General features: G+C 61.6%; 23 protein-coding genes. 12 read left to right on the top strand and 11 right to left on the bottom strand.

Going from position 1 to position 23004, the window contains the following annotated elements; translation table 11 throughout:
• Positions 1-66: 66 nt before the first annotated feature.
• The 8 genes from cpaB to ACA051_RS03265 are packed head-to-tail and all read left to right on the top strand — an operon-like array spanning position 67 to position 7544.
• Positions 67-1008, top strand: coding sequence for a Flp pilus assembly protein CpaB (cpaB, locus tag ACA051_RS03300; RefSeq protein ID WP_497373485.1), 942 nt, complete (start codon positions 67-69; stop codon positions 1006-1008).
• Positions 1009-1029: 21 nt separating this feature from the next.
• On the top strand, positions 1030-2292 hold the full coding sequence (locus tag ACA051_RS03295) for a type II and III secretion system protein family protein (protein WP_497307622.1): 1263 nt from the start codon (positions 1030-1032) through the stop codon (positions 2290-2292).
• Positions 2289-3479: a CpaE/TadZ family protein gene (locus ACA051_RS03290; RefSeq protein WP_497307620.1), complete on the top strand. Its 1191-nt coding sequence runs from the start codon at positions 2289-2291 to the stop codon at positions 3477-3479. Before ACA051_RS03295 ends, ACA051_RS03290 begins: the two co-directional genes overlap by 4 nt.
• A complete protein-coding gene (locus ACA051_RS03285; protein WP_497307618.1) occupies positions 3476-4756 on the top strand; it encodes a TadA family conjugal transfer-associated ATPase in 1281 nt (426 codons plus the stop codon). The genes ACA051_RS03290 and ACA051_RS03285 overlap by 4 nt, the downstream gene beginning before the upstream one ends.
• A gap of 10 nt (positions 4757-4766) precedes the next feature.
• Positions 4767-5651 (top strand): type II secretion system F family protein, encoded by an 885-nt coding sequence (locus ACA051_RS03280; RefSeq protein WP_497373483.1) that lies wholly within the window; start codon positions 4767-4769, stop codon positions 5649-5651.
• Positions 5648-6538, top strand: coding sequence for a type II secretion system F family protein (locus ACA051_RS03275; RefSeq protein ID WP_497307615.1), 891 nt, complete (start codon positions 5648-5650; stop codon positions 6536-6538). The genes ACA051_RS03280 and ACA051_RS03275 overlap by 4 nt, the downstream gene beginning before the upstream one ends.
• A gap of 10 nt (positions 6539-6548) precedes the next feature.
• A complete protein-coding gene (locus ACA051_RS03270) occupies positions 6549-7262 on the top strand; it encodes a tetratricopeptide repeat protein (RefSeq protein ID WP_497373481.1) in 714 nt (237 codons plus the stop codon).
• 12 nt (positions 7263-7274) lie between these two features.
• Entirely contained in the window at positions 7275-7544 is a 270-nt protein-coding gene (locus ACA051_RS03265) for a DUF3613 domain-containing protein (protein WP_497307611.1), read from the top strand.
• A 92-nt stretch (positions 7545-7636) separates the two neighbouring features.
• Here the strand turns inward: ACA051_RS03265 and ACA051_RS03260 are convergent, their stop codons facing one another.
• From ACA051_RS03260 to ACA051_RS03250, 3 genes are all read right to left on the bottom strand, one after another.
• The gene (locus ACA051_RS03260) at positions 7637-8005 is read right to left on the bottom strand and encodes a DUF6124 family protein (RefSeq protein ID WP_497307609.1); all 369 of its coding nucleotides are present in this window, start codon (positions 8003-8005) and stop codon (positions 7637-7639) included.
• A gap of 948 nt (positions 8006-8953) precedes the next feature.
• Positions 8954-9736 carry a response regulator transcription factor gene (locus ACA051_RS03255; RefSeq protein ID WP_497307605.1) on the bottom strand — a complete coding sequence of 261 codons (783 nt, stop codon included), beginning with the start codon at positions 9734-9736 and terminating at the stop codon, positions 8954-8956.
• A 124-nt stretch (positions 9737-9860) separates the two neighbouring features.
• A complete protein-coding gene (locus ACA051_RS03250) occupies positions 9861-10331 on the bottom strand; it encodes a prepilin peptidase (protein ID WP_497373479.1) in 471 nt (156 codons plus the stop codon).
• Positions 10332-10406: 75 nt separating this feature from the next.
• On the opposite strand from ACA051_RS03250, the gene ACA051_RS03245 reads away from it, so the two are divergent.
• Positions 10407-10847, top strand: coding sequence for a TadE/TadG family type IV pilus assembly protein (locus ACA051_RS03245; protein ID WP_497307601.1), 441 nt, complete (start codon positions 10407-10409; stop codon positions 10845-10847).
• The gene (locus ACA051_RS03240; RefSeq protein ID WP_497373477.1) at positions 10844-13603 is read left to right on the top strand and encodes a PAS domain-containing sensor histidine kinase; all 2760 of its coding nucleotides are present in this window, start codon (positions 10844-10846) and stop codon (positions 13601-13603) included. The genes ACA051_RS03245 and ACA051_RS03240 overlap by 4 nt, the downstream gene beginning before the upstream one ends.
• Here the strand turns inward: ACA051_RS03240 and ACA051_RS03235 are convergent.
• The 5 genes from ACA051_RS03235 to ACA051_RS03215 form a co-directional block, all read right to left on the bottom strand.
• On the bottom strand, positions 13573-15414 hold the full coding sequence (locus tag ACA051_RS03235; RefSeq protein ID WP_497307598.1) for a pilus assembly protein TadG-related protein: 1842 nt from the start codon (positions 15412-15414) through the stop codon (positions 13573-13575). The two genes, ACA051_RS03240 and ACA051_RS03235, sit on opposite strands and share 31 nt — an antisense overlap.
• A 165-nt stretch (positions 15415-15579) precedes the next feature.
• On the bottom strand, positions 15580-16137 hold the full coding sequence (locus tag ACA051_RS03230) for a DUF4136 domain-containing protein (protein ID WP_497307596.1): 558 nt from the start codon (positions 16135-16137) through the stop codon (positions 15580-15582).
• A 54-nt stretch (positions 16138-16191) separates the two neighbouring features.
• On the bottom strand, positions 16192-16812 hold the full coding sequence (locus ACA051_RS03225) for a DUF4136 domain-containing protein (protein ID WP_497307594.1): 621 nt from the start codon (positions 16810-16812) through the stop codon (positions 16192-16194).
• A 12-nt stretch (positions 16813-16824) separates the two neighbouring features.
• Positions 16825-17574, bottom strand: coding sequence for a methyltransferase domain-containing protein (locus ACA051_RS03220; protein WP_497307592.1), 750 nt, complete (start codon positions 17572-17574; stop codon positions 16825-16827).
• Positions 17574-17876 (bottom strand): MazG-like family protein, encoded by a 303-nt coding sequence (locus tag ACA051_RS03215; protein WP_497307590.1) that lies wholly within the window; start codon positions 17874-17876, stop codon positions 17574-17576. Before ACA051_RS03215 ends, ACA051_RS03220 begins: the two co-directional genes overlap by 1 nt.
• Positions 17877-18063: 187 nt before the next feature.
• Here ACA051_RS03215 and ACA051_RS03210 point away from each other — a divergent pair, with 187 nt between their 5' ends.
• Together ACA051_RS03210 and ACA051_RS03205 are read left to right on the top strand one after the other, a co-directional pair.
• Positions 18064-18357, top strand: a complete 294-nt coding sequence (locus tag ACA051_RS03210; RefSeq protein WP_010463857.1) for a hypothetical protein — start codon at positions 18064-18066, stop codon at positions 18355-18357.
• A 63-nt stretch (positions 18358-18420) separates the two neighbouring features.
• The gene (locus ACA051_RS03205; protein WP_497373475.1) at positions 18421-19770 is read left to right on the top strand and encodes an MATE family efflux transporter; all 1350 of its coding nucleotides are present in this window, start codon (positions 18421-18423) and stop codon (positions 19768-19770) included.
• Here ACA051_RS03205 and ACA051_RS03200 read toward each other — a convergent pair.
• The 3 genes from ACA051_RS03200 to ACA051_RS03190 are packed head-to-tail and all read right to left on the bottom strand — an operon-like array spanning position 19764 to position 22774.
• The gene (locus tag ACA051_RS03200) at positions 19764-20639 is read right to left on the bottom strand and encodes an alpha/beta hydrolase (protein WP_497373473.1); all 876 of its coding nucleotides are present in this window, start codon (positions 20637-20639) and stop codon (positions 19764-19766) included. The genes ACA051_RS03205 and ACA051_RS03200 overlap by 7 nt on opposite strands.
• Positions 20640-20657: 18 nt before the next feature.
• Positions 20658-21455, bottom strand: a complete 798-nt coding sequence (locus ACA051_RS03195) for a DUF4123 domain-containing protein (protein WP_497373471.1) — start codon at positions 21453-21455, stop codon at positions 20658-20660.
• On the bottom strand, positions 21452-22774 hold the full coding sequence (locus ACA051_RS03190) for a type VI secretion system Vgr family protein (RefSeq protein WP_497373469.1): 1323 nt from the start codon (positions 22772-22774) through the stop codon (positions 21452-21454). Before ACA051_RS03190 ends, ACA051_RS03195 begins: the two co-directional genes overlap by 4 nt.
• Positions 22775-23004 lie beyond the last annotated feature (230 nt).

Below are 23004 nucleotides of genomic sequence, written 5' to 3'. Positions count from 1 at the left end.
ATTGCGAAGTTATCTCGTTGGACCTTACGAGTCGAGTCATCAAGCAGCAGGAAAGGGAGAGCCGTCATGAACAGCCGCGTCACCATGGGTCTGGCCGGGTTGTTTCTGGTGGGTGCCATCATTGCCGGTTATTGGGGGCTGACACTGAGTCGACAACCAGCCCCCGACCCCGTCACACCGCCGAACACTGTCGCCACCGCACCTGTTCTGGCACCTGCGCCGGTAGACGATCCCACCCGCCAACCCGTTGTCGTGCTGCTGCGCGACGTGGCACCCTTCGTTCAAATCACCGCCGCCGACGTGACCCTGGAAAAACTGCGCACCGCCCCTGCCGGCAGTCTGACAAGACTCGATCAGGCCATTGGTCGCACGCCGTGGCGCGCACTGACCGCAGGCGCCTGGCTCAACGCTGAAAGCTTCGAAGCCGGCAGTGCATTGGCGCGAATGATCCGGCCCGATGAACGTGCGCTCGCCGTCGCAGTAGACGAAGTGATCAATGCCGGCGGGCAACTGAGCCCTGGCGATTATGTCGACGTGATGCTGTTTCTGCGTGCAGACGCCAACAATGTTCAGCAGTCGGCTCAGGTCGTCATCCCGGCGTTGCGGGTGCTCGGCGTCGGCGAACAGCTGGGACTGACCAACGATGGGCGCCCGGCCAAACCGGTGCGCAGCAGCGAAGAACAACTCAAGCAGGACCCACTGCGCGCCAACGCCCGTTCGGTGGTGCTCGCCGTGCCCGAGTCGCTGCTGAGCCGGCTGATGCTGGCGACCCAGGCCGGGGTGCTGCGCCTGGCCGTGCGCAGTGCCGAAGAGAAACGCCTGGCGCATTACTGGGCCGGTGAAAACGATTTAAACGCCAACCTTGCCCGTGCTGATCGCGACCTGGTGCAGTTCAGCCAGCTGGCCCTCGTTGGCACACCCAAAGCACTCACCCTCGGCAGCACGGCACCGCGCAAATCAGGAGTGGAAGTCATTCGCGGCAACCAAGTCACCCAACAAACCCCCTGAGTCGAGCAAGGACGCCTTTAAATGCGCAGATGTTCCATGTCCATGTTCCAAGGCCTGCTCTGGGTCTCCTTGCTGGGTGCTCAACCGCTCGGCATGGCATTCGCCGCCGTGGGCAATTGCTCTGCATTGGGGCCCCTGCCGGCGGTGCTGGAAGTCGGCGAAGGGTTGCAGCAGGAACTGCAATCGCCGGTAGCGATCACGCGACTGGCCGTGGGCGATCCGAAAATCGCCGACGTGCGCGTCAACGGCAATCAGGCCTTCCTGCTCACCGGCATGGCGCCGGGCGCCACCAGCCTGATGGTCTGGACCGCCTGCGCCAGCGCACCGCGCCAAAGCATGGTGTTCGTTCAGGGCCGGGCCACGGCGGCCATGACCGGCACGGCGTCGATGCCCTCCGAAGACCCGATGCTGGCGGCGCAAGTGCAGACCGATATTCGTTTCGTCGAGGTCAGCCGGACCAAACTGAAAGAGGCCAGCAGTTCGATCTACGGCAAAAACTCGAACTTCCTGTTCGGCTCACCCGGCACCGTGCCCAACACGTCGGTGACGCCGCGCGTGCTGCCGTTGCGCAACATCGATCCACGCATTGCCGTGCCGAGTATTCCGCTGGCCAACGACATGTACAACATCGTCGCCGGCGGCGGTAACTTCCTCGCCATCATCAACGCCATGGAAGGCAGCGGCTTTGCCTACACCCTGGCACGGCCGAGCCTGGTGGCGATCAGCGGGCAGAGTGCGAGCTTTCTGGCGGGCGGTGAAATCCCGATTCCGGTGCCCAGCGCCAACAGCAACAGCTACTCGATCGAATACAAAGAATTCGGTATTCGCCTGACACTCACGCCGACCGTCGTCAGCAACCAACGCATCGCCCTGAAAGTGGCACCCGAAGTCAGCGAGCTGGATTACAACAACGGCGTCACCATCGGCGGCACCACGGTCCCGGCGCTCACCATCCGCCGTACTGACACCAGCATCTCTCTGGCCGATGGCGAAAGTTTCGTCATCAGCGGTTTGATCAGCACGCAAAACGCCTCGCAGGTCGACAAATTTCCCGGGCTGGGTGACATCCCGATACTCGGTGCGTTTTTCCGCAGTTCATCGATCAAACGCGAGGAGCGTGAACTGCTGATGATCGTCACGCCGCACCTGGTGCAGCCGCTGGCGGCCAACGCGAAATTGCCGTCGCTGCCTGGTGAACAACTGCGCAACTACGACCCCGGTTTCTATCGCATGTACTTCCTCGAAAACGGCAACTTCGATAAACGCAGCGGGTTGTCGCAATGAGCCAGAACCTGAGCCAGACCTTCCTCGCGATCACGCGCAACCACACCGACCTTGAGTGGCTGCAAGGCGCCCTCGCTCCGCTGGGCCAGGTGGTCAGCGCCGGTGGCGGTAGCCTCGACGAACTGCTGGCGCTGGTCGACGTGACCTTCGCCAGCCTGGTGTTCGTGGGGCTGGATCGCGAACACGTGGTGGCGCAGAGCGCCTTGATCGAGGGCGCACTGGAAGCCAAACCGATGCTGGCCATCGTCGCGCTGGGCGACGGCATGGACAACCAGCTCGTGCTCAACGCGATGCGGGCCGGCGCCCGGGATTTCGTCGCGTATGGCTCGCGCTCCAGCGAAGTCGCGGGGCTGGTGCGACGTCTCAGTAAACGCCTGCCACCGGTGGCTCCGAACACCCATCTGGGTGGCCTGACCGTGCTGTATGGCGTGCAAAGCAGTGCCGACGGCGCGCTGCTCGCCAACCATATGGCGCACGTGGTGCAAAAGAGCGGACAGCAAACCTTGCTGCTGGACCTCGGCCTGCCACGCGGCGACAGCCTTGCCTTGCTCGGCCTGGAGAGCTCGTTTCACTTCGGCGATGCCCTGCGCCATTTGCGGCGGCTGGACGCGACACTGATCGACAGTGCGTTCACCAGCGACGGTGACGGACTGCGGATTCTGGCTTACGCCAATCACGACGAACCGCTGGAACACACCAGCGCCGCCGAGTTGTACATGCTGCTGAGCGCCCTGCGCCAACACTTCCAGCACATTGTGGTGAACCTCACCGGCCAGCCGGACAGCGAGGCACTGCGCACGTTTGTCAGCCATTGCGACAAGCTGCTCTGGTACACCGATCAGAACGTGCTGGACTGTCGCCGCAACCTCGCGGTGCTGAATCTGTGGCGCGAAAAAGGCATGAAGCTTGATCACGCCAAATTGCTGATCGACCGCTATTTGCGCCACGTCGCGCCGGACTCGGAAACCCTGGGTAAAAGTTTCGGCATGGAGATAATCGCCACCCTCGCCTACAGCCCGGAAGTGCGGCTCAACGCCAAGAACCAGGGCGTCAGCCTGTTCGAACTGGCCCCTCGTGAAAGCCTGAGCCAAGGCCTGCGAGCCCTCGGCGAACGCCTGGCCAAACGCTCCGAAGCCCTGTCCAAACCCAGGACCGGTTGGCTCAACCGGTTGCGAGGTACGCCATGAGCGGTGAAAAACTGTTCGGAGCACCGCAACGCACTTCGAGCGGCAACACCGACTACGAAGGCCTCAAACTGGTGTTGCACCGTTTCATCATCGACGCCATCGAAGAGTCCGGAAAAAACCTGCTGGAGGGCTCGCGGCAGGTGCTGTCGCAATTCGTCACCGACAAAGTGGCCGAGTACATCGCGCGACTGCACCTGGCGATTTCCCGTTATGAAATGGAGCGACTGGCCGAAGAACTGGTCGACGAACTCACCGGTTTCGGTCCTCTTGAAGTGCTGCTGCGCGACCCGGCAGTGACCGAAATCCTGGTCAACGGCCCGCACCGGGTGTTCATCGAGCGCGACGGTGTGCTGCATCAAAGTGACTTGCGTTTCATTGATGCGCACCACGTCGAACGCGTCATGCAAAGGATTCTCGCGCCGCTGGGTCGGCGGCTCGACGAATCATCGCCGATGGTCGATGCACGCCTGCCGGATGGCAGCCGGGTCAACGCAATCATTCCGCCGATCGCCCTCGACGGCCCCTGCCTGTCGATCCGAAAATTTCGCAAGGACATGCTCAAGAGCACCGACCTGATGGCGATGCAAACCATCGATCAGCCGATCTTCGAGTTCCTTCAGGAAGCCGTGGGCAAGCGCTGCAATGTCTTGATCAGCGGCGGCACCGGCACCGGCAAAACCACGCTGTTGAATATTCTCAGCCAGTTGATCAACCCGCACGAGCGGCTGGTCACCATCGAAGACGTCGCCGAATTGCAACTCGGCCATCCGCATGTCGTGCGCCTCGAAACCCGTCCGCCCAATGCCGAGGGCCACGGTGAAGTGAAGTCCAGCGACTTGATCCGCAACGCCCTGCGGATGCGCCCGGACCGCATCATCCTCGGCGAAATTCGCGGTGTCGAAGTGCTCGACGTGCTCACCGCCATGAACACGGGCCACGACGGTTCGATGAGCACCGTGCACGCCAACAACGCCCAGGATGCGCTGCTGCGCCTGGAAACCCTGGTCGGCCTGACCGGTCGCGCCATTGCTGAAAAAACCCTGCGGCAAATGATCTGCGCAGCGCTGGACGTGGTCATCCAGTTGACGCGCATGCCCGATGGTCGACGTTGCGTCAGCGAAGTGGTGGAGGTGGTTGGCGTGCGTGACGACGTCTATGTCACCAATACGCTGTTCCGGCTAGACCGGCGAAGCGGATTCGGGTTTCTGCGCGAGGCCGTCAACCCGGCCGGCGATAAACTGCGCCGCGAGTCAGCGCTCCCGTCATCACCGCACTGAGGGTCACGGCATGCTCAAACCGGCGTTGCTCATCCTCGTTTGTCTGATCATGCTCGGCTTGTCGATGCACCTGCTGCTCAAAGGTTTGCGCCAGACCGGCACCGAGCGCGTGCTCAATCGCCTGGCCCAGGGGCAGCCGCAATTAGTGGTGGAAAAAACCTCCTGGGTGGGCCTGGAACGGGCTTTCCTGCGCGCGGGCCTCGGGCGCCCGAACGAACGGCTGGGGCGCTGGATGCTGTTGTGGGCGTTCGGTATGTTGATCGGCTTCGCCGCCGGTGGCTGGATCGGGCTCGTGGTGTGCTTGCTGGTACCGCCACTGGTGCTTCGGCTGTTCATAAGCTGGCGCTATCAGCGCCGGCTCACGCGCATGATCGAACAACTGCCGACGTTGCTCGATCACACCGTGCGTAGCCTGAAGTCCGGTCGCACCCTGGCCGACGCGGTGCTGGGTGCTATTCATGCCGCCGACAATCCGCTCAAAGAGGCCATGGGCCGGATACAACGCAACGTGCAGTTGGGTGTCAGCCTGCCGGACGCCGCGACGGACTTCGCCGAGCTGTATGAGAGGGATGAACTGCGCCTGCTTGCCCTCGGCCTGAAGGTCAATCACCGCTACGGCGGCAATGCCAGCGAACTGTTGGAGAACCTGATCAAAATGATCCGTGAACGCGAACAGGCCGCCCGCCAGCTCAGCGCCATGACCGGAGAAACCCGCGTGACGGCCTGGGTGCTAGGCAGTTTGCCGCTGGGCCTGGCCACTTATTTCCTGGCCGCCAACCCCGCTTACCTGCTTGCGATGTGGCACGACAGCTCAGGGCAAATGATGCTCGCGAGCGCGTTTGGCTTGCAGGCGGTGGGCAGCCTGGCGCTCTGGCGCATGTTGCGCAGCGTATGAAAATACCGCTGCTGATCAGTGCGCTGTTGTTTACGGCAGCTACGTTGTTGCTGCTCGGCAGTTTGCTGGAACAGCGTCGGCGTGCGCGTCAGGTGGCGCAACGACTGGACGGCAAAGTGGCCGAAAACAACCGCATGGGCCACTGGCTGCAAGCGCTGGGCAACAGCCGCATCGGTCAGCGTTCGGTCAATCTGGACAACGAAACTCAAACCCTGCTCAACCGCCTGGGCTGGCGCAGCGCCCGCCGCCGCTCACAGTTCGCCGCGTTCCAGGTGGGAGTGCCTGTGCTGGCGCTGGCCCTGGCGTTGCTGATTCAGGGCGTGTTTTACCCTAGCGTGCAAAACCAGTGGATCGCCCCGCTCTTCGCCACGGCCATCGGTTACCTGCTGCCCAAACGCCTACTCGCCGCCGCGTCTCAACGCCGGCAAAAACAGTTGGCCCTGGAGATATCGACCTTCATTCCGCTGCTGCGCATCCTGTTTGAATCGGGCATGGCCGTAGAGCAATCGCTGCGCGTGCTGAGCCAGGAAGGCAAGCAACTGATGCCCGCGCTGACCCACGAACTGCGCCTGGTTCTGGCCCGTGTCGATTCCGGCCTGGAGCTGGGCGAAGAGCTGAGCAAGGCCAGCCGCTTGCTGGCGGTCGACGAATTTACGGACACCTGCGTGATCCTTCAACAGCTGATCCAGCAGGGTGGCGGTGCGATGAAATCGCTGCTGGCGCTCAAGCAACTGTTCGATGACCGGCGCCTCACGCGCTTGCAGGAATACATCTCCAAGATGTCCGCCAAAATGTCCGTCGTGATGATGCTGTTTCTCTTCCCGGCGTTATTGATCGTCCTGGCCGGCCCGGGCTTCACCGCCCTGGCCCGGGCCATTGGTTCATAGAGGGATCGTGATGAAAGCAATGATTGCCGGTTTGAGTTTGCTCCTGTTGAGCGGTTGCGCCACCGACGGCCAGACGCCTTGGAACGCTCTGACCCAAGGCGCCAGTTGCAGCAAGTTGGGTTCCGATGAACAGCTGAAATTGAACCTTGCCGATGACATGGCCAACGACGGCAAACTGCACGCCAGCCTCGCCAACCTGCAAAGCCTGCCCGACAACGTCGCCGACGTGCGCTTGCGTCGGGCCAAGGTCTACCGCCTGCTGGGCCGCAGCGAAGCCGAGCCGCTTTACCGCAGCCTGCTCGGCACCTGCCTCGCCCCCGCAGCCGAACACGGCCTCGGCCAACTCGCGGCCGCCAGGGGCGACAACGGCCAGGCCCAGGCCCACCTGCAACGCGCCGCCCGACTGGCGCCAACCGACGAAAAAATCCGCAACGACCTCGGCGTGGTCTACCTCAATCAACGGCGCGTCGACGATGCGCGCTTCGAATTCCTGACGGCCATGGAGCTCAAGCAAAGCGATCAACTGGCGGCGTTGAACATGGTGACGCTGCTGATCTACCAGGACGACTGGAGCCGCGCCGCCGAACTCGTCAGCCGCGTCGGCCTGAGCCCCGCCCAAGTCACCGAAGCCCAGGAGCGCGCACAAAAACTCAAGGCCCCGGCCAAGGTGACCCCGACACGCGCAAACCAGGTCGCCACCGTCGCAACGCCGGACCTTCAATAGGAGAAGACTCAGATGAAACCGCCCCTCCTCTACCTTGCCCTGCTGGCCTTGCCACTCACCGCCAACGCCCTCGACGGCCCCGCCTCGCCACAACAACAGGAAACCGAAGGCTGGTTGAAATTGCAGATCAGCAACCAGGCCGCATCACACACCCCACAGACCTCAACCGCAACCGAACGTGAGCTGAGCATGCAGCGCTGGCTGAAGAGCTATCAGCATGAGATTCCAAGGTTCTTTGATCAGGAGGAAGGCGGGACCGTGAACGGTGGCTCGGGCGGGTAGCGTCAGGCTTTCTTGCATCTGATTCATCGCCTTCGCGAGCGGTGCAGCGATCCGACGCGCCCGCGAAGAACGATAACGCGGCCTAACCGGTACTACACCGCTTGCGATAGATCCACATTATCCAACGCTCGATTGACCGCCAGCTCAGCCAGCATGATGACCTGCTGGATCGCCAACGCCGTATGCCGCTGCGCCCCTTCCAGATGCCCCGCAAAATCACTGGCCAGCACACTCGCCGACGCCAGGGATTCGCAAGCGTGGGCCAACAGGCTTTCGTTATCGATATCGGGGGCGACGATGAACATTGTGCTGGGTCTCCGGATGGCAGGGACTTTCAAGGCAGACGGATTGAGGTAGTGATCCAACGCGCGATCGGCGGCTTCGTGGAGTTTTTTGGGATCGAGGGGATCGTAGGGGGAAACGTCGTTGGCTTCCGGGGGATTGGGTGTGGCTTTGAACATGGTGACACCTCAGATATTCACTGGAGCCACTTCCAAATTGCCGCGATGCAAATTGGGGTGGCGACTGTACGCAGGTTCGCGGACCGATTCTGAGGCAACTCGGCATACCCGAAGGTATCCCGCGCACAGACGCCATGACACGAATGACAGACACGAAACGTGCTGAAAATTCGGGCGAGTGATTATGCCTCAGTTGAATGGACCGCGAAGTCCGATCGCTGATTGGCAGCGATGGGGAAACGATAAAGACCAGGGTCAAAGCGCACAAGCCGGCGGATTCTGGCGTAGTCGTAGGCAAAGGAGCAAGAAACTGTAGCTTTCAGGAAGTAACGCTAAACACTATTAAACACAGCCCTCAAATCCACATGCATTCCCCCTGTGGGAGCGAGCCTGCTCGCGATTGCGGTCCGACATCCGGCATTCACGTCGTCTGACACTCCGCCATCGCTGGCAGGCCAGCTCCCACAGGGTTGGGTGTACACCTGCAAGTCATTGGTCGGCTGTCAGGCCGCCTTCGCGGGCAAGCCTCGCTCCTACAAGGGTTCGGTGTACACGCTTCGCTTCTCACCACTCATCAGGCCGAGCGTTAGCTCGCCTGCAGCTCTTGATCTTGATCCACCCGCCCCTTTCGGGAGGCTGAGTGGAGGTGTTCATCCGGGGAGTGGCGCGCAGCGCCGTTCGACGCAGTCGAACACGCTGCATGTAGGTCGTCGCGAAGCAGACCGGAGGGCAGTGTCCCCGGATGGATACCGGAGCGAAGGAACGCCGAGCCCAAGCGAGGGGCCGGACGCTTGGGGCGAGCCTTTTTTGCTTACTTTTTTTGGCGTTTGAAAAAAAGTGAGTCGCCGTAAGGGCGAAACCGCCAGCCGCCGTTACCGCAGAAACGGATATATACCCAACCACCAAGAACATGGTCGGCCCAAAGGCCGCCAAAGCAACCCACCACAATCAGTGAGCCGTAACCCGCTGGCGCATCCCGGAGTTACTGGGCGACAACGCCAACGCCAACTGCGTCCGATTATGCATATGCGTCAACCGCAACACCTGCGACACATACAACTTCACCGTATTCTCGGTAATCCCCAACTCACAGGCAATCTGATAATTGGTCTGCCCCTTCCCCACCAACCGCGCCACATCCAACTGCCGGGGCGACAACTGATTGAAAATCGCCGGGATCTCCACCCGATCCACATCACTGACATCAGCCCCGGAAGAATCCGACCCCTGCGGACCACGCCGCACCTTATCAAGATCCTGATACAAATCATCGATCGACTCAGTCAGGTACTGCAGCTTCTGATTCAAATGCCCCAACTGCAAACTCTTCTGCCGCTCCTGCAACGCCACCTCTTGGCGCTGAACCCCTTCGAGCAACTCATCGAGATCAATCGGCTTCTGGTAATAATCGGCAATCCCCGCCCGCAACGCCTTGATCACATCCTGCTTGTCCGCACGCCCGGTGAGCATGATCGCCTCGAAAGCCCGGTGCTTGCCGGACAACCGCTGCAACTCCTTCACCAGATCAATCCCGTCCATGTCAGGCATATGCAAATCACACAGCACCAGGCCGATTTGCAGATCCTCGCTGTAACGGGCAATGGCTTGCTTGCTCGACTCGCATGGAACGCAGCGATAGCCGCTCGCCTCCAGAAACTCGCAGAGTTCTTCGACAATCAACGCCTGATCATCAACCACGAGGACTTTTACTGCCGAGGTGAATTTGTTCACGCGCCACTCCATGCTCGGTCTACAGCTGACCGTTCCTGTACGAAAGCCACTGGCTGTACCACTACCAATTTGAAAAGTAGACGCACTTTCCGACTATGTACATAGGGGGGGTGGAACAAGATGACTAGTGGATCCAAAGCAGGGCCAATGAAAAACCCATCAGCACGAACGGCGCAAATGGCTGCTTTTTTGACAGCCCAGGGCCTAAATATCGAAGACGCTCCCTAACCCGTTGACTCATATGAGTCCATACTTTTGGCGCGAGCAGCAGCCAGCACACGCTGGCCAGCGCGGCCCCGACAAAGCTGCCCAACAGGTGCATACCGTCCGTCGCCAAACCCAAGGCTGTCATTAATTTCACATCGCCGGCGCCCAATCGCCTCAACGCATAGCCGGGCAACGTGAAGGCCAATGCCAGAAAAACAGCCCAGCCGCCCTGCGCGCCCTCTGCCCCCAGCCAAGTGGTGCCGGTCCATAGCAAATACGCCAACGCCAACACTCCCACGCCCAGGGTCAGCGAGTTGGCAATGTGCTTTTCTCGGGCATCCTGCGCTGCGCAAAGCGTCAGCCAGATCAGTAGGACAAAAATTTGCATTGCGTAAAAAAAGTCCCTTTTGGCTGAATGATTCTATGCTGATATTACGCAGTGACAGTCAGGGTAGACGCACTCATGAATTCGAGCCTCCCCCGCCAGCAAAAAGGCGCCGTAGCGATTGAGTTCGCCTTGGTGTTCGTGATTTTTTTCGCCGTGTTTTACGCCATTGTCAGTTACAGCCTGCCGCTGTTGCTGATGCAGTCGTTCAACCAGTCGACCGCCGAAGCGGTGCGCCGCAGCGTGGCGGTGGACCCGGGCACGCCCGGTTACGCCGCCAACGTCCAAGCCACGGCCTCAGCCGAACTGACCCGGCAACTGGCGTGGATTCCCGCCGCACTGAATTTCAATGTCGCCACCGATTCGACCATTACCTTCGTCGGTGGCACGCTCAAGGTCAAAATCGATTACCCCACCACCAAGCTCAACCGGGTGCTGCCGTTCCTGGTGCTGCCGGGCATCGGCGCGGTGCCCAACCTGCCGGCGACCCTCTCGGCCAGCTCGAGCCTGCAATTTTGAGTTCCAGGGAAAAACTCTTCGGGCGCCTGCTCAACCGCCAATCGCCACAGCCTCAGGTCGCGCCGGACACCCTGAGCGTGCCGAGTGTCGGCTTGCAGGTGCACCTGGATGGCGAAGGCCGGGTGCTGCACCTGACCGGTCCATTGCGCCATACGCTCGCCCCGCAACGACTCTCCACACAGGCGCCGCCCCTGCTCGATTACCTGATGCCCCACAGCAGCCTGGTCATCGAAGGTATCCCCGCTGACTGGCAAGGCCAAACCCTCGACCTGGACTTTCACAGCGTCAGCGGGCACCCGCTGCACCTGCGCGGCTGGGTCCTGCCGTTGGCGGACAACTGGCTGTTGCAGTTGCTGGACATCAGCGATGTGTTGGTTGAACGTCGGCAATCGTGCCGCCGCGAACAGAATCAGCTACTCGCGGCAAGGATCAGCGAACAGTTGCGCCTGTGCAGCCTCACGCGTCTGCCCGACGTGTTGCAGGAGCAGCTTCAAGTGTTGGCGCAGCGCTTTCACATTCCGTGCATCGCGGTGGCGCTGCTCGATGAGCAGGAACAGGGTTGGCAAATCCATCAGCATTACGCGGCCTTCGATGCACCGACGCTGTGGCAGAACGGACAACGCCTGGGCACCGGGCTCGACAGTCTGAACGGCTCTGCCCCGCAACACCTGGCGCGTGGCGAGCACCCGCGTCTGCAAGAAATATTCGGGCATGCCGAAGGGCTTGCGGTGCCCTATTACGATGCTCACGGCGTGGTGTCCTGGTTGCTGTGCGGTGTTTACACGGCGCAGCAGCGGGCGCCGGAATTAAACGATGGCGATTGGTTACAGCTCACCGCCGCCCTCGCCAGCCCCCTGCTGGAACGCTTGCGCGAGCATCGGCATCATCTGCAACTGGAGCGCCTGGCGTCGCTGCAAGCGCTACTCGGCACCGGATGGTGGGAAGTGTTCAGCGACAGCGTCGAGGTGCAACTGGCCCCTTCGCTCGCCGCCACGCTGAACCTTGCGAGCCCCCGCCTGACACTCGGCGAATGGCTTGATCAAGTGCACCCTGCCGACCGCGAGGAACTGCGCAGCCGACTGCATGCCTTGGAGGACTCTGGCGCCCCGTTGCTGCTCTGCGTGCGCTGGAACCGTCCGCAAACGCCCGTCTGGTATCGGCTGCAAGGCCAAGCCATCGGTATCGGTAAAAACCGCCGGCTAGTGGGCTTCATGCTCGACATCAGCGACATCAAAAACCAGGAGCAGAACGCCGCCACCGCCCATGCCCGACTGGACAACCTGATCGCCAGTTCGCCGGCCGTGATTTATGTGCAGCGCTACGTTGAAGGCGCGCTCCTGCCGACGTTTTTCAGCGCCAGCCTGCTGCCATTGCTCGGTCTGACACTCGCCGATTGCAACGCAGGCGCCTTGATAGAAAGGGTGCATCCAGAAGACCGTGAGCACTACTTCGAGCGCACCCGACGGCTGCTGCGTGAAGGTACGGTGCGCGCCCGTTACCGCTTGCGCGACAGTCGCGGCGAGTACCACTGGCTGCTTGACGAGGCCAAGGTGCTGCGCGACGACCTCGGCCTGCCGGTGGAAGCTGTCGGCTTGTGGCTGGACGTCACCGAAGCGACCCTCGCCACCGAGCAGGTGAAACAGAGTGAAGAGCGCTATCGAATCCTCGTGGAGGATTCCCCGGCGATGATCTGCCGGTATCGCCCGGACCTGACCCTGAGCTTCGGAAACCGTCCGCTGGCGACGTACCTGGAGTGTCAGCCCGAACAACTGCCCGGCGTGAACCTGGGCAACTGGATGTCAGACGATCAGCGCCAGGCATTCGTGCTACGTCTCAGCCAACTGACGCCGCAAGCCCCGGTCAGTACTGCGGAAATCAACCTGCAACTGCCGGGGCGGGAACACGCCTGGTGGGTCTGGTCGGACCGCGGCGTGTTCGACGCCGAGGGTCGTTTGCTGGAGGTGCAAGCGGTCGGTCGCGACAACACCGAAGTCCGCCGCTCGCAGCAGCAACTCACTCAGAGCGCAAAAATGGCCACCCTCGGCGAAATGGCCACGGGCCTGGCTCACGAAATCAATCAGCCGCTGAACGTGATGCGCATGGCCATCGTCAATGTGCTCAAGCGCTTGAACAATGGCGACGTGCAGATCGATTACCTGAAAGACAAACTCAACCGCATCGATTCACAGGTCCAGCGCGCCGCACGGGTGGTCGATCATATGCGCGTGTTTGGCCGCCGTTCGGAGATCGAGCAGCAACCTTTCGACCCTGCCGACGCGATCGAAGGCACGCTGTCGCTGCTGGCCGAAGGCATGCGCGGCAAAGGGGTTGAGCTGCGTATCAGCGAGACCGGTTTTGCCGTGCGAGTGTGCGGTTTTATCGACCAGCTGGAGCAAGTGCTGATCAACCTGATGGTCAACGCCCGGGATGCGCTGCTGAGCAAACGCAAAGCCGACCGTGAGTTCAATCCGTGGATTGCGGTGTACGCCGAACGGGACGAGCAATGGGTGCGGTTATGGGTCGAGGACAACGGTGGCGGGATAGACCCGCGGTTGATGGAGAAGATTTTCGAGCCGTTTTTCACCACCAAACCGGTGGGCATCGGCACCGGGCTGGGGTTGTCGGTGAGCTACGGCATCATCGAGAACATGGGTGGGCGGCTGAGTGTGCGTAACTCGGCGCAGGGTGCGAGGTTTTGCATTGAGTTGCCGATAGTCCCCGAGGATCAGATCACCAGCGCTGGCCGCCCGGAATGACAACTGAGGTTGGCACCGACCTGGATTTTCCCGACCTCGATTCCGAGGGTTTTCAGGAGCGTGTTAAGCAGGTTATCCAGCAGTGGGCTGAGGATTGAGATCAGTGTCGTCTTCAGCAACGACATCACACCATCGAGCAGTGTTTTCAATAATTCGAAGGCCACGGTCAACAGGAAGTTGGGCGTGAACGACGGCGTGTGGACGATCAGGTTCAATCCACTGACAGTTTGCGACAGTCCGGAAACCGCGTTGGTGGCGGTCAAGGTGTAAGGCGGATCCGACGGGGCCAACCCGACTTTCGGCGGGTTGATGAACGTCGAGGTGGCATTGGTCGGCAACACGGGACTGTAAATTTGCAGCTCAGCGCCACCGCCGGAAAAGGGCACGCCCGCTTTGCGGATATCGAGCAGGGTGACAGGCGTGACCGTCAGGGGCGCAGACGACGAAGCCCAGTCCGAATTGACCCGTCCAACGCGTAATTCAGCCACGCTGGTGGTGGTGTTCACGGTCAGGCTTTTATTGGTATCGCTGGGGCAGGTGTAATCGGTGACGTAGCTGTTGCCTCCACCGGCTTCCAGGCTGACGTCCAGGTTGGGGCTGGGCAACACGTACAAGTCGAGCCCGAGCAATCCGGTGACCACGTTCAAGGTCCCCGTCACCAAGCCGAGCAGGTTGGTGACCAATGACAAATCCAATGTCACCAGCACCCGGACCTGAGCAGTGCGCACATAGATTCGATTGGCCCCCAAGGGTGCCGTTTTTGCCAGTGCGGGATTGCCCACCGCCGACCACTGCGGGGGTTCGATGACTTTGATCTTTGCGCTGGCCCCGACGCCCAGACCCAGCAGATTCACCGGAATGGTGCCTGCCACGGCGCTCTTGCTGTTGCCGAGTTCGATAAAGGCCTGCACCAGTTGAAGCGCGTTCACGTTGGCATTAAGGCCGGCAGACGTGGTGCCTGTCTGCAGTTTCAACAGGTCCCCCAAATGCACTTTGAGCGGGCTGACGACCGTGCTGGCCAAGCTATCGAAACCGGCCTGCACGTCCGCCGTCGCCCCATTGAGTCGCGCCACCGTGGCAGCGGCTTGAAGTAACTGGCCCACGGTGGCCTCGGCACCGAGCAGCCCCGTGTAATCGCCTGCCGTGACCTGCAGATCAATGGCCAACTGGTCCATGTATTTGAGCAAGTTGATGTCGGCGCCCAGCAGCCCGTTCCAACTCGCGACCGGCAGGTTGATGGACGTCCCCGCGAGCGCGGAAAGGAAGCCGTTCAACAAGTTGACGTCGACCAGGGTGCTGCGAATGGTCAGTTGGGCGACCGGCGGCCCCGGCAGCCCGGCCACCGCCGTGGCGCTGAGGGTGATGGTCGAGTTCGCGGGGGCGCCCCCGAACATCGCGCCGATTCCGCCGACGAGACTCTGCGGCACGCCATGGCTGGCGATCACACGGACGGCTTCGCTTTTGCTCGGGTCAACGCCGAAAACCCGAAGGTTGTTGGCGCCGACGGTCAGCGCACCACAGGCAACGGCCAGTGTGCGATCCGCGCCGGGCACGGTGAAATTATTGCGTTGGGCGCTGGCAGTGGCGTAGATGAGCGCCGTTGTACCGACGCCGCAGTCACCGCCGCGCGTGGCGGCTTCGAGCGCGGCCATGTCGGCGACGCGCTGCAGGTTGCGCTTTTCCAGGTAAAGCCGGCCGCTGTCGATCACCACCAGCAAGAACACCAGCGCCAACGCGAATGTCAGCGCCGCCATCAAGCCTATAGCCCCCCGTTGGCGGGACGGGCCGCAAAACTGCAAGCGTGGAGACATCACGCACTCCTTTGCCGGTGAACCGCCGGGGGTTACCTCCATGGGTAAAAAGCAGTGTAGACAAGGCTGGGCAAGACTGCTGGCGACAAGCCACAACGACACACATCAAATGTGGGAGCAGGCTTGCCCGCTCTCACAGAGTTTGTGGTTGGGGCTGGGTGATGGTTAGTGCGGTGGATAGTTGGCGAGGATTCGCCCGACGGTTTCGCGTATCGCATTGCTGCGATCAGAGGGGTTCGTCGTGCGGCTGAGCAGTTGCTCATCGCTGCCGCGCCACACCAGCTTGCCGTCATTGCCATCGAGCAAATCAATCTGGATGGTCGCCACTTTGTAACTGACGCTACGGGTTTCGTTGTACATCGGCGCGCCCCAGTAGCCGTTCCAGGGATTGCCCCAGCCGCCGCCATAGTTGGTGGTCACTTGTTGCTGGCGTTCTTCGATGATCAGGTAGGTCTGAACGTACAAGTTACCCTTGCTGCCGGCGGCGGCCGGGCGCAGGCCACGCTGATCCAGTTGATCGGCCACCGATTGGCGGATGCGCTGTTCGGTCAGGTCGCTCTTGATCCGAGGGTCATCGGGACGATATTGCAGGGCCGGTTCTTTCCAGCTCCAGCTGCGATAGGCGGCGAAGTCGCGGCTGGCATCGAAGTCATTATTGACCTGGTTGGCGGCGCAGGCACTGAGCAGCGCGGCCACAGCCAGTAAAGCGAAACGGCGGACCATGAGCATTCTCCGGTTGAAGACATGAACCTGTGACAGGCTTACCGACGACAGAAGCTAACTCGGAGGATACGCCGACATGGCCTTTTCCACAGCCTCCCGTATCGCATCGGCACGCTCACTCTGGCTGCCCCGATTGCCGGTTTCTGCGCTGGCGCTCCACACCGGTTGACCGCTTTGCGCGTCGAACATGTCCACCCGCACCACCACGACCTGTTCCTGATACGTGCGCACGATCGGCACCGTGTTGTACATCCCGTAGCCGTTGCCGTAGTGGTTGTATCCGCCGCCGTAGTAACCACCGCCGTAACCATAGTCGTCCCGAACCTGGCGCAAACGGGTTTCCAGATGCAGATTGGCGCTCACAAACAGGTCAGCCGGACGGGTGTTGTCGTGCAGCGGGCGCAGGCCGCGCTGATCGAGGGCGTTGCTGACCGCTTCGGCGACCTGGGCCGAGTCTGCCCAGGCGCTGCCCGGTGGCAGTTGCCCGTTGAGCCAGGCCCAGCTGCGATAGCGCCCATAGTCACGCGGCGGTGCCGGGTAGGCGCTGCGGTCGAAGGTATTGGCCGCCTGAGGCGGTGCAGGCGGCAAGGGGTTGGAGGTCGCCACATAAGGGTTGCTGCCCTGGCAGGCCGCCAACCCGAGACAGATCACCAGTAACCCTGAACGACTTTTCATGTTGCGCTCCGATCAGACTGGCCGACAGATCCAATGCAAATAGCGCCCAAGCCCGGCAAAACTTGGGTGACGACGGTGGGCCAGCTCCATTTCGAGCAGGTCCACGAGTTCGGCGCGGGCCTGGAATTCCACCGGCATGTAGTCGTGGAAAACCCGCACCCCACTCTGGGTTTCGACCTGCCACATGCCCTCAAGTTGCGCCGCCAGTTCACGTGGATCAAGGGGCTGCTGCGGGGTCAGGCTCTGCTTCTCGCCGGCCATGTCGTTCTTGCGCATCTTGCGGAAATGGCCTTTGAGCAAGTTGCGGTAGATCAGCGCATCGCGGTTGTAGAAGGCCAGGGAGAGCCAACCCTCCTGTTTGGTCAACTGATGCAGCACCGGCAAGATGGCATGGGGTTCGGCCAGCCATTCGAGGACGGCGTGGCAGAGCACCAGGTCGTAAGGCTCGGTGAGCTGGCCGAGCAAATCCTGCCACGGAGCCTGAATGAACGTGGCGGTCTGCCCGGCGTCGGCGAAACGCTGGCGGGCGCCGTCGAGCATCGGTTCGGCGGGTTCGGCCAGCGTGACGTCATGACCACGCTGGGCCAGCCACAACGACATGTGGCCCAGGCCCGCGCCGATATCCAGCACGCGCAGCGGCCGGTCCGGCAGGGTTTCGGCCAGGTCGGCCTGAAGCACCGCCAGGCGGATCGCACCTTTGGCCCCGCCGTAGATTTTTTCGGCAAACCGGGTCGCCAGTTGATCGAAATGACGATCGCTCATCAGCTGAACCTCCGTTCACTGTCCGCGAGTTTGCTGCGCACCACGTCATTCATGTCCAGCCCCAACTCGCTGCACAGCAGCAGTAGATAGAGCACGATGTCGCCAATTTCCTGGCCGGCGTGGGCCAGTTTGTCCGCCGGCAACTGGCGCGACTGGTCTTCGGTCAGCCACTGGAAAATCTCCACCAGCTCGGACATTTCCACGCTCGCGGCCATGGCCAGGTTTTTCGGGCTGTGAAATTGCCGCCAGTCATTGCGATCACGGATGGCGTGCAGGCGTTCGGTCAGTTCAACAAGGTTCATCGGGCTCTCCTGAAGGCGTATAGCTTCGGGGGGATGATCGGGGATGGCAAGTGGGTAGATTGAGTGTGGGTGCAAGCCCGCTCCCACAGGTGCGATGCAACGCTCTATGCTTGTGGGGAACTCGGCACCGTAATCCATGGCCCAAGTCCGGCAAGCACGCCACCACTTACATCAGGACGTTCACGACATGCAGGTAGAAAGTTTCTTCGAATGGCTCGGCCAGGCACTCGGTTCGGTCATCCGGTTTATCGTTGATGGCCTCAGCGGCTTGTTCAACCTGCTGAGCCATGCCGGCAGCAATTTTGTCGAAGGCTTGTCCAGGGCGCTGGGCATGGACACATCGATCATCAGCATCATTGCGCTGATCCTGGGGTTGATGCTGCTGTGGTCGGCGATCCGGGCGTTCATGAATGCGTCGATCATCATGGGGATCATCTGGTTGGTGCTGGGGCTTTGGTTGCTGAGCTGGATCATCCACTAACTCTCCCGCTCCCACATTAATACGACACCTCCCGCTACAATGCCCGCTCCTCAAGGAGCCTGCATGTCCAACCTGATTGCCGACTGGCGCGACCGCCCTACCCATCGTCGGGTCTGGGCGCTGGCCGCACCGATGATTCTTTCGAACATTTCCGTTCCGCTGGTGGCACTGGTCGACAGCACCGTCATCGGCCACCTGCCCCACGCCCATCAGTTGGGCGCCGTCGCGGTCGGGGCCAGCCTGTATACCTTTCTGGCCTGGGGCATGGGTTTTTTGCGCATGGGCACGACCGGTTTCGCCGCACAGGCTGCCGGGCGCGGGGATGGCGCAGCGTTGCGGCAGATTTTGTTACAGGGTTTGTTGCTGGCGATGGGGCTGGCGATTGTCCTGGGCGCATTGGGCGTCCCGTTGAGCGGCGTCGCGTTGCACTTCATGCAACCCTCGACCGAGCTTGACCAACTCACCCGCGAATTTTTCCACACGCGGTTATTCGGCCTGCCGGCGGCGCTGGCCAGTTATGCATTGGTCGGCTGGTTCCTGGGCACCCAGAACGCCCGGGCGCCGCTGGCGATTCTGCTGAGCACCAACCTGGTGAACATCGCGCTGAACCTGTGGTTCGTGCTCGGGCTGGACTGGGGCGTGGTCGGTGCGGCCCGGGCGTCGGTGATCGCTGAATGGATCGGCGCCCTGATCGGCCTGCTGATGACTCGCAAAGCCCTGCGCGCCTATCCCGGCCACATCGCCTGGGCCGCGCTCGCGCTGTGGCAGAGCTGGCGGCCATTGCTGGCCGTCAACCGCGACATTTTCATCCGCAGCCTGGCGCTGCAATCGGTGTTTTTCCTGATCACCGTACAGGGCGCGCGACTCGGTGATGCCACCGTCGCGGCCAACGCACTGCTGCTCAACGGCTTGCTGCTGACCGCCCACGCGCTGGATGGTTTGGCCCATGCCGTGGAAGCCCTGTGCGGGCATGCCATCGGCGCGCGCGATCGAGAGGCGCTGCGTCGTTCATTGGTGGTGGCCTGCGGCTGGTCGTTGCTGGTGAGCCTGGGTTTTGCCGTGCTGTTTGCGTTCGCCGGGCATCTGTTCATCGAGATGCAGACCGACATCCAGAGTGTGCGCGACACCGCGTTTCTCTACCTGCCCTACCTCGCCGCCCTGCCGCTGATTGCGGTCTGGAGTTACCTGCTCGACGGGCTGTTCATCGGCGCCACGCGTGCCCGGGAAATGCGCAACGGCATGCTGTTGACGGTCATTCTGCTACTGCCGTTCGCCTGGGCGCTGCAAGGCCTGGGCAACCATGGGCTGTGGATAACGTTCTTGTTGTTCATGTTGCTGCGCAGCCTGACCCTCGGCGCTTTGGCCTGGTATTTACGCAAGATCGACGGCTGGTTCGCAGGCAAAGCTCACTGAGTCGGCGTGGATTTAACGAAGGACGTGACCTCATCCAGCACCGGCGCCAAACCCCGCATGGGCCGAGACAGCGTCGCCACCAGCGTGGCGTGGCCGGTGCGGGCAAAATAGAAGTCCTGAACCCGCACCCCGGCCTGGCGCAACTTCAGCGCCAGGCCACCAGTGTTACGCGTCGGGTTGACCACCTCATCGTCGCGCGAAGCCATCAACAAGGCCGGCGGCGCGCCTCGACTGACGTGGTTGATGGGCTGCGACTGGGGCGGTGAATCCGGCCAGAAGAATACCGGCCGCACATCCGGATTCTGGATAGGCAGAAAATCATAAGGCCCGGCCAGACCGATCCAGCCACTCAGATCGTGCGGCGACATCCCCACCGCTCCCAGCAAACCGGGGTCCAGCGCCAGCATGGCGACGTTATAAGCCCCGGAGCTATGACCCATCAGGTACAGCCGCTGCGGGTTACCGGAAAATTGCCGAATGTGTTCGTGAGTCCAGGCCACGGCTTTGGCGCCATCCTGGAGGAACAATGGATAGCGCACCTGTGGATACAGCCGATAGTCCGCCAGCACCGCAACGATCCCTCGCGACGCCAGTGCCTCGCCGACAAAACCGTAATCACTGCGTGAACCGCTGTTCCAGCTGCCGCCGTAGAAAAACACCACCACCGGAGCGCTCTCCAGAGAATGACGAGGCACATACACATCGAGTTTCTGCCGCGGATCATCGCCGTAGGCAATGCCCTCGGTCTTGTCGAACGTGCTGTCGGGGGTCAGGGCATTGAGTATTTTCAGCGGTGAACATGCCGTCACCATGGCCAGCAAAAAGACGCCCATGGTCAGGCCGAACAGCCAGCGGATTTTACTCGGCATCAATGTCGAACCTCGTGTTCAGGGTTGATCGTTCTGCCACAGGTTGCGCAGGCTATCGAGACGCTCCTGCTGAGTGATGCCCGGTAATGGCTGCACGGGCAAAGCGTCGGGATACTGCAAGCGTAGCCATAACCAGCCATCGAGCACCGGGCGTTCGCTGAAACCCAGCGCCAGCCCTTCCTGCACATGGGACCACAGGCTGTTGTAATCGGTCCCGGTGGCTCGGCTCCAATGCCAGATGTGCTGCTCAAGCAGGCAGGTTTGCAAGGTGTCCCGCTGACGAGGCGTCAGGTTTTCTTCGACGGCCAACGGACTGACGGCTAGCCCCGGATTGAACAACTGCTGCCAGCCCTGACTGCCGATGGCCCGGTCAGCCCAGGTTCCACCGAACCAGCGCAACTGGCTGATCGGCCCCAGCCAGCGACTCAGTTCCAGGGCATCGCAGGCATCGAAAAAATAGCTGGCGGTGTGTGGGTTGTAGTAACTCAACAACGCTCGGTGATGCAGGCCAAAGGTGACCGTCAGCATACGGCGCAAATGCTCGAGCAACTGCGACGGCGAAGCCTCACTGACCAGCAACAAACCGCTCCAGTTGTGCGGCTCACGCAGGCACAGCTCGGCCAGCGCCGGGCATCCCTTGAGGTCGACCAACAACGGGCCGTGCTCGCGCAACGGCTGCAACTCGGTGCTATCGAACAGCCAGAACCGTCGGGCCTGCGCAAACTGCTGAATCAGCCTCGCGCCAGCCCGGGGCGTGCCCGGTACGTCGAGCAATAGCCATTGTGCGGTTGAGTCCGGCGCCTGGGCGACGATCATGCCGCACCGCTCTGGCCAAGCTGCGTCGCTGCCCGGCAGGCACAGAAGGATTGTGCACAATGGCTGAAACTGCCCCCGCCGGGCATCAGACACAGCAGCACGACCGGTTCGCTGGATTGCAACAAACGCAACAATCCGTCGACTGACCCATTGTCATCTGTCGTCGCGGTGGGTGGATGCTCGGGCAAACCTGTCGCCTGGGTGAAGGGGGGGCCGGGAAGAAACCCGGTGATTAACGGTTGATCCGGATCGCCTTCGATAAAGCTCACCAGCACCTGGGTGCCTTCATTCAATGGCGTGGCGTGCGCGTCGCCCAACTCCGGCGCCAGCGGCAGCCAGCAATGACTGGGCGCAGCGCCTTCGCCCTGATAGACCCAATCAAATTGCACGGCAACGGGCCTGGATGAATCGGGTTGCGACTCATCGACATCCACCACCCAGGCCCGCTGCAGGCCGTGCATACGGGGGCTCATGACTGAATGAGGCGCCGAGAGCGGTACCGCCCCGGCAACAGCGCGGATCTTGTTGCCATAGGCAAACCCCGGCGTCTGCCCACCCTGATGCTCGACATGGATCAGCAGCCAGAGACGATTCCAATCGGCGCACGGATGGCCGAGTAATGGGACACGCTGGCCACTGCGCAACGGAGTCAGGTTGGTCTGACCTTCGCCGATCTGCGCAGTGCCTTGAACTTTGAACTGCCGCACGCCGGGCTGTTCCGGGTCGGGTGCAAAGACCATCTCGACGCCCTGCTGAAAGGGCCCCTGCCTATCACCCACTACCAGACAGTGCCCGCGCCGGCGATGCTCGAAGCGGTAGTGAAGCCGCTCCTGTGCACACAGCCGCTGGAGGAACTGCAAATCCGATTCCCGGTACTGCGTACAGAAATCACGCGTCGGGTAATCGCCGCTCAAGTCAAAGCGCAGATCGTTGCCGGCAATGCCATGCTCCTTGAGCACCTGAGCGAGGATTTCGGGCACTGAACGGTTGCTGAAGATGCGCTGGCTGAAACGCTGGGCCAGGCAGGCCAGTTTCGGCCTCAGACGCACACGACAAAGCCTGGGCGCAGCGCCATGACCTGCCTGGACGAGCTCATGCAACTGCCCGTGAAACCCGTTCCCCGGCGGCCCGAGATGCAAAAAGGCCGGGCGGTACAGCAGGCTTGCCAGGTCCAGTGTCGGGTCATCGATCAGCAGATCCACGTCAAACGCGAAGGGTTCGCTGATCGCTTCACTGCCGGTAAAGGCCAAGACCTCAACGGGGTCGGGCAGACCCTCTACATCCAGACGAAATGACGGCTCGTTGACTGGATCGAACATCGGCGATTCTCTACAGGAGGGGCGGCCGAGGATTCTCTCCGAGAGAGTTGGCCGAGTAGAGTGCCGAAGTACAACTTAGGAAATGACCTACGCGAAAAGAGGACCACATCGCTTGGATAGCGGAGATGTGAGTCATTTCGCTTGAAATCAGGGAGGCGTCCCACCAGGTCATCTGAAATTTCCGCAGCACACGGAACATTTTCCGACAACCTGATGAGACCAGTGCCTTA

It is taken from the genome of Pseudomonas sp. LBUM1669, assembly GCF_059695705.1.
This window is presented reverse-complemented; position numbering and strand designations above follow the sequence as displayed.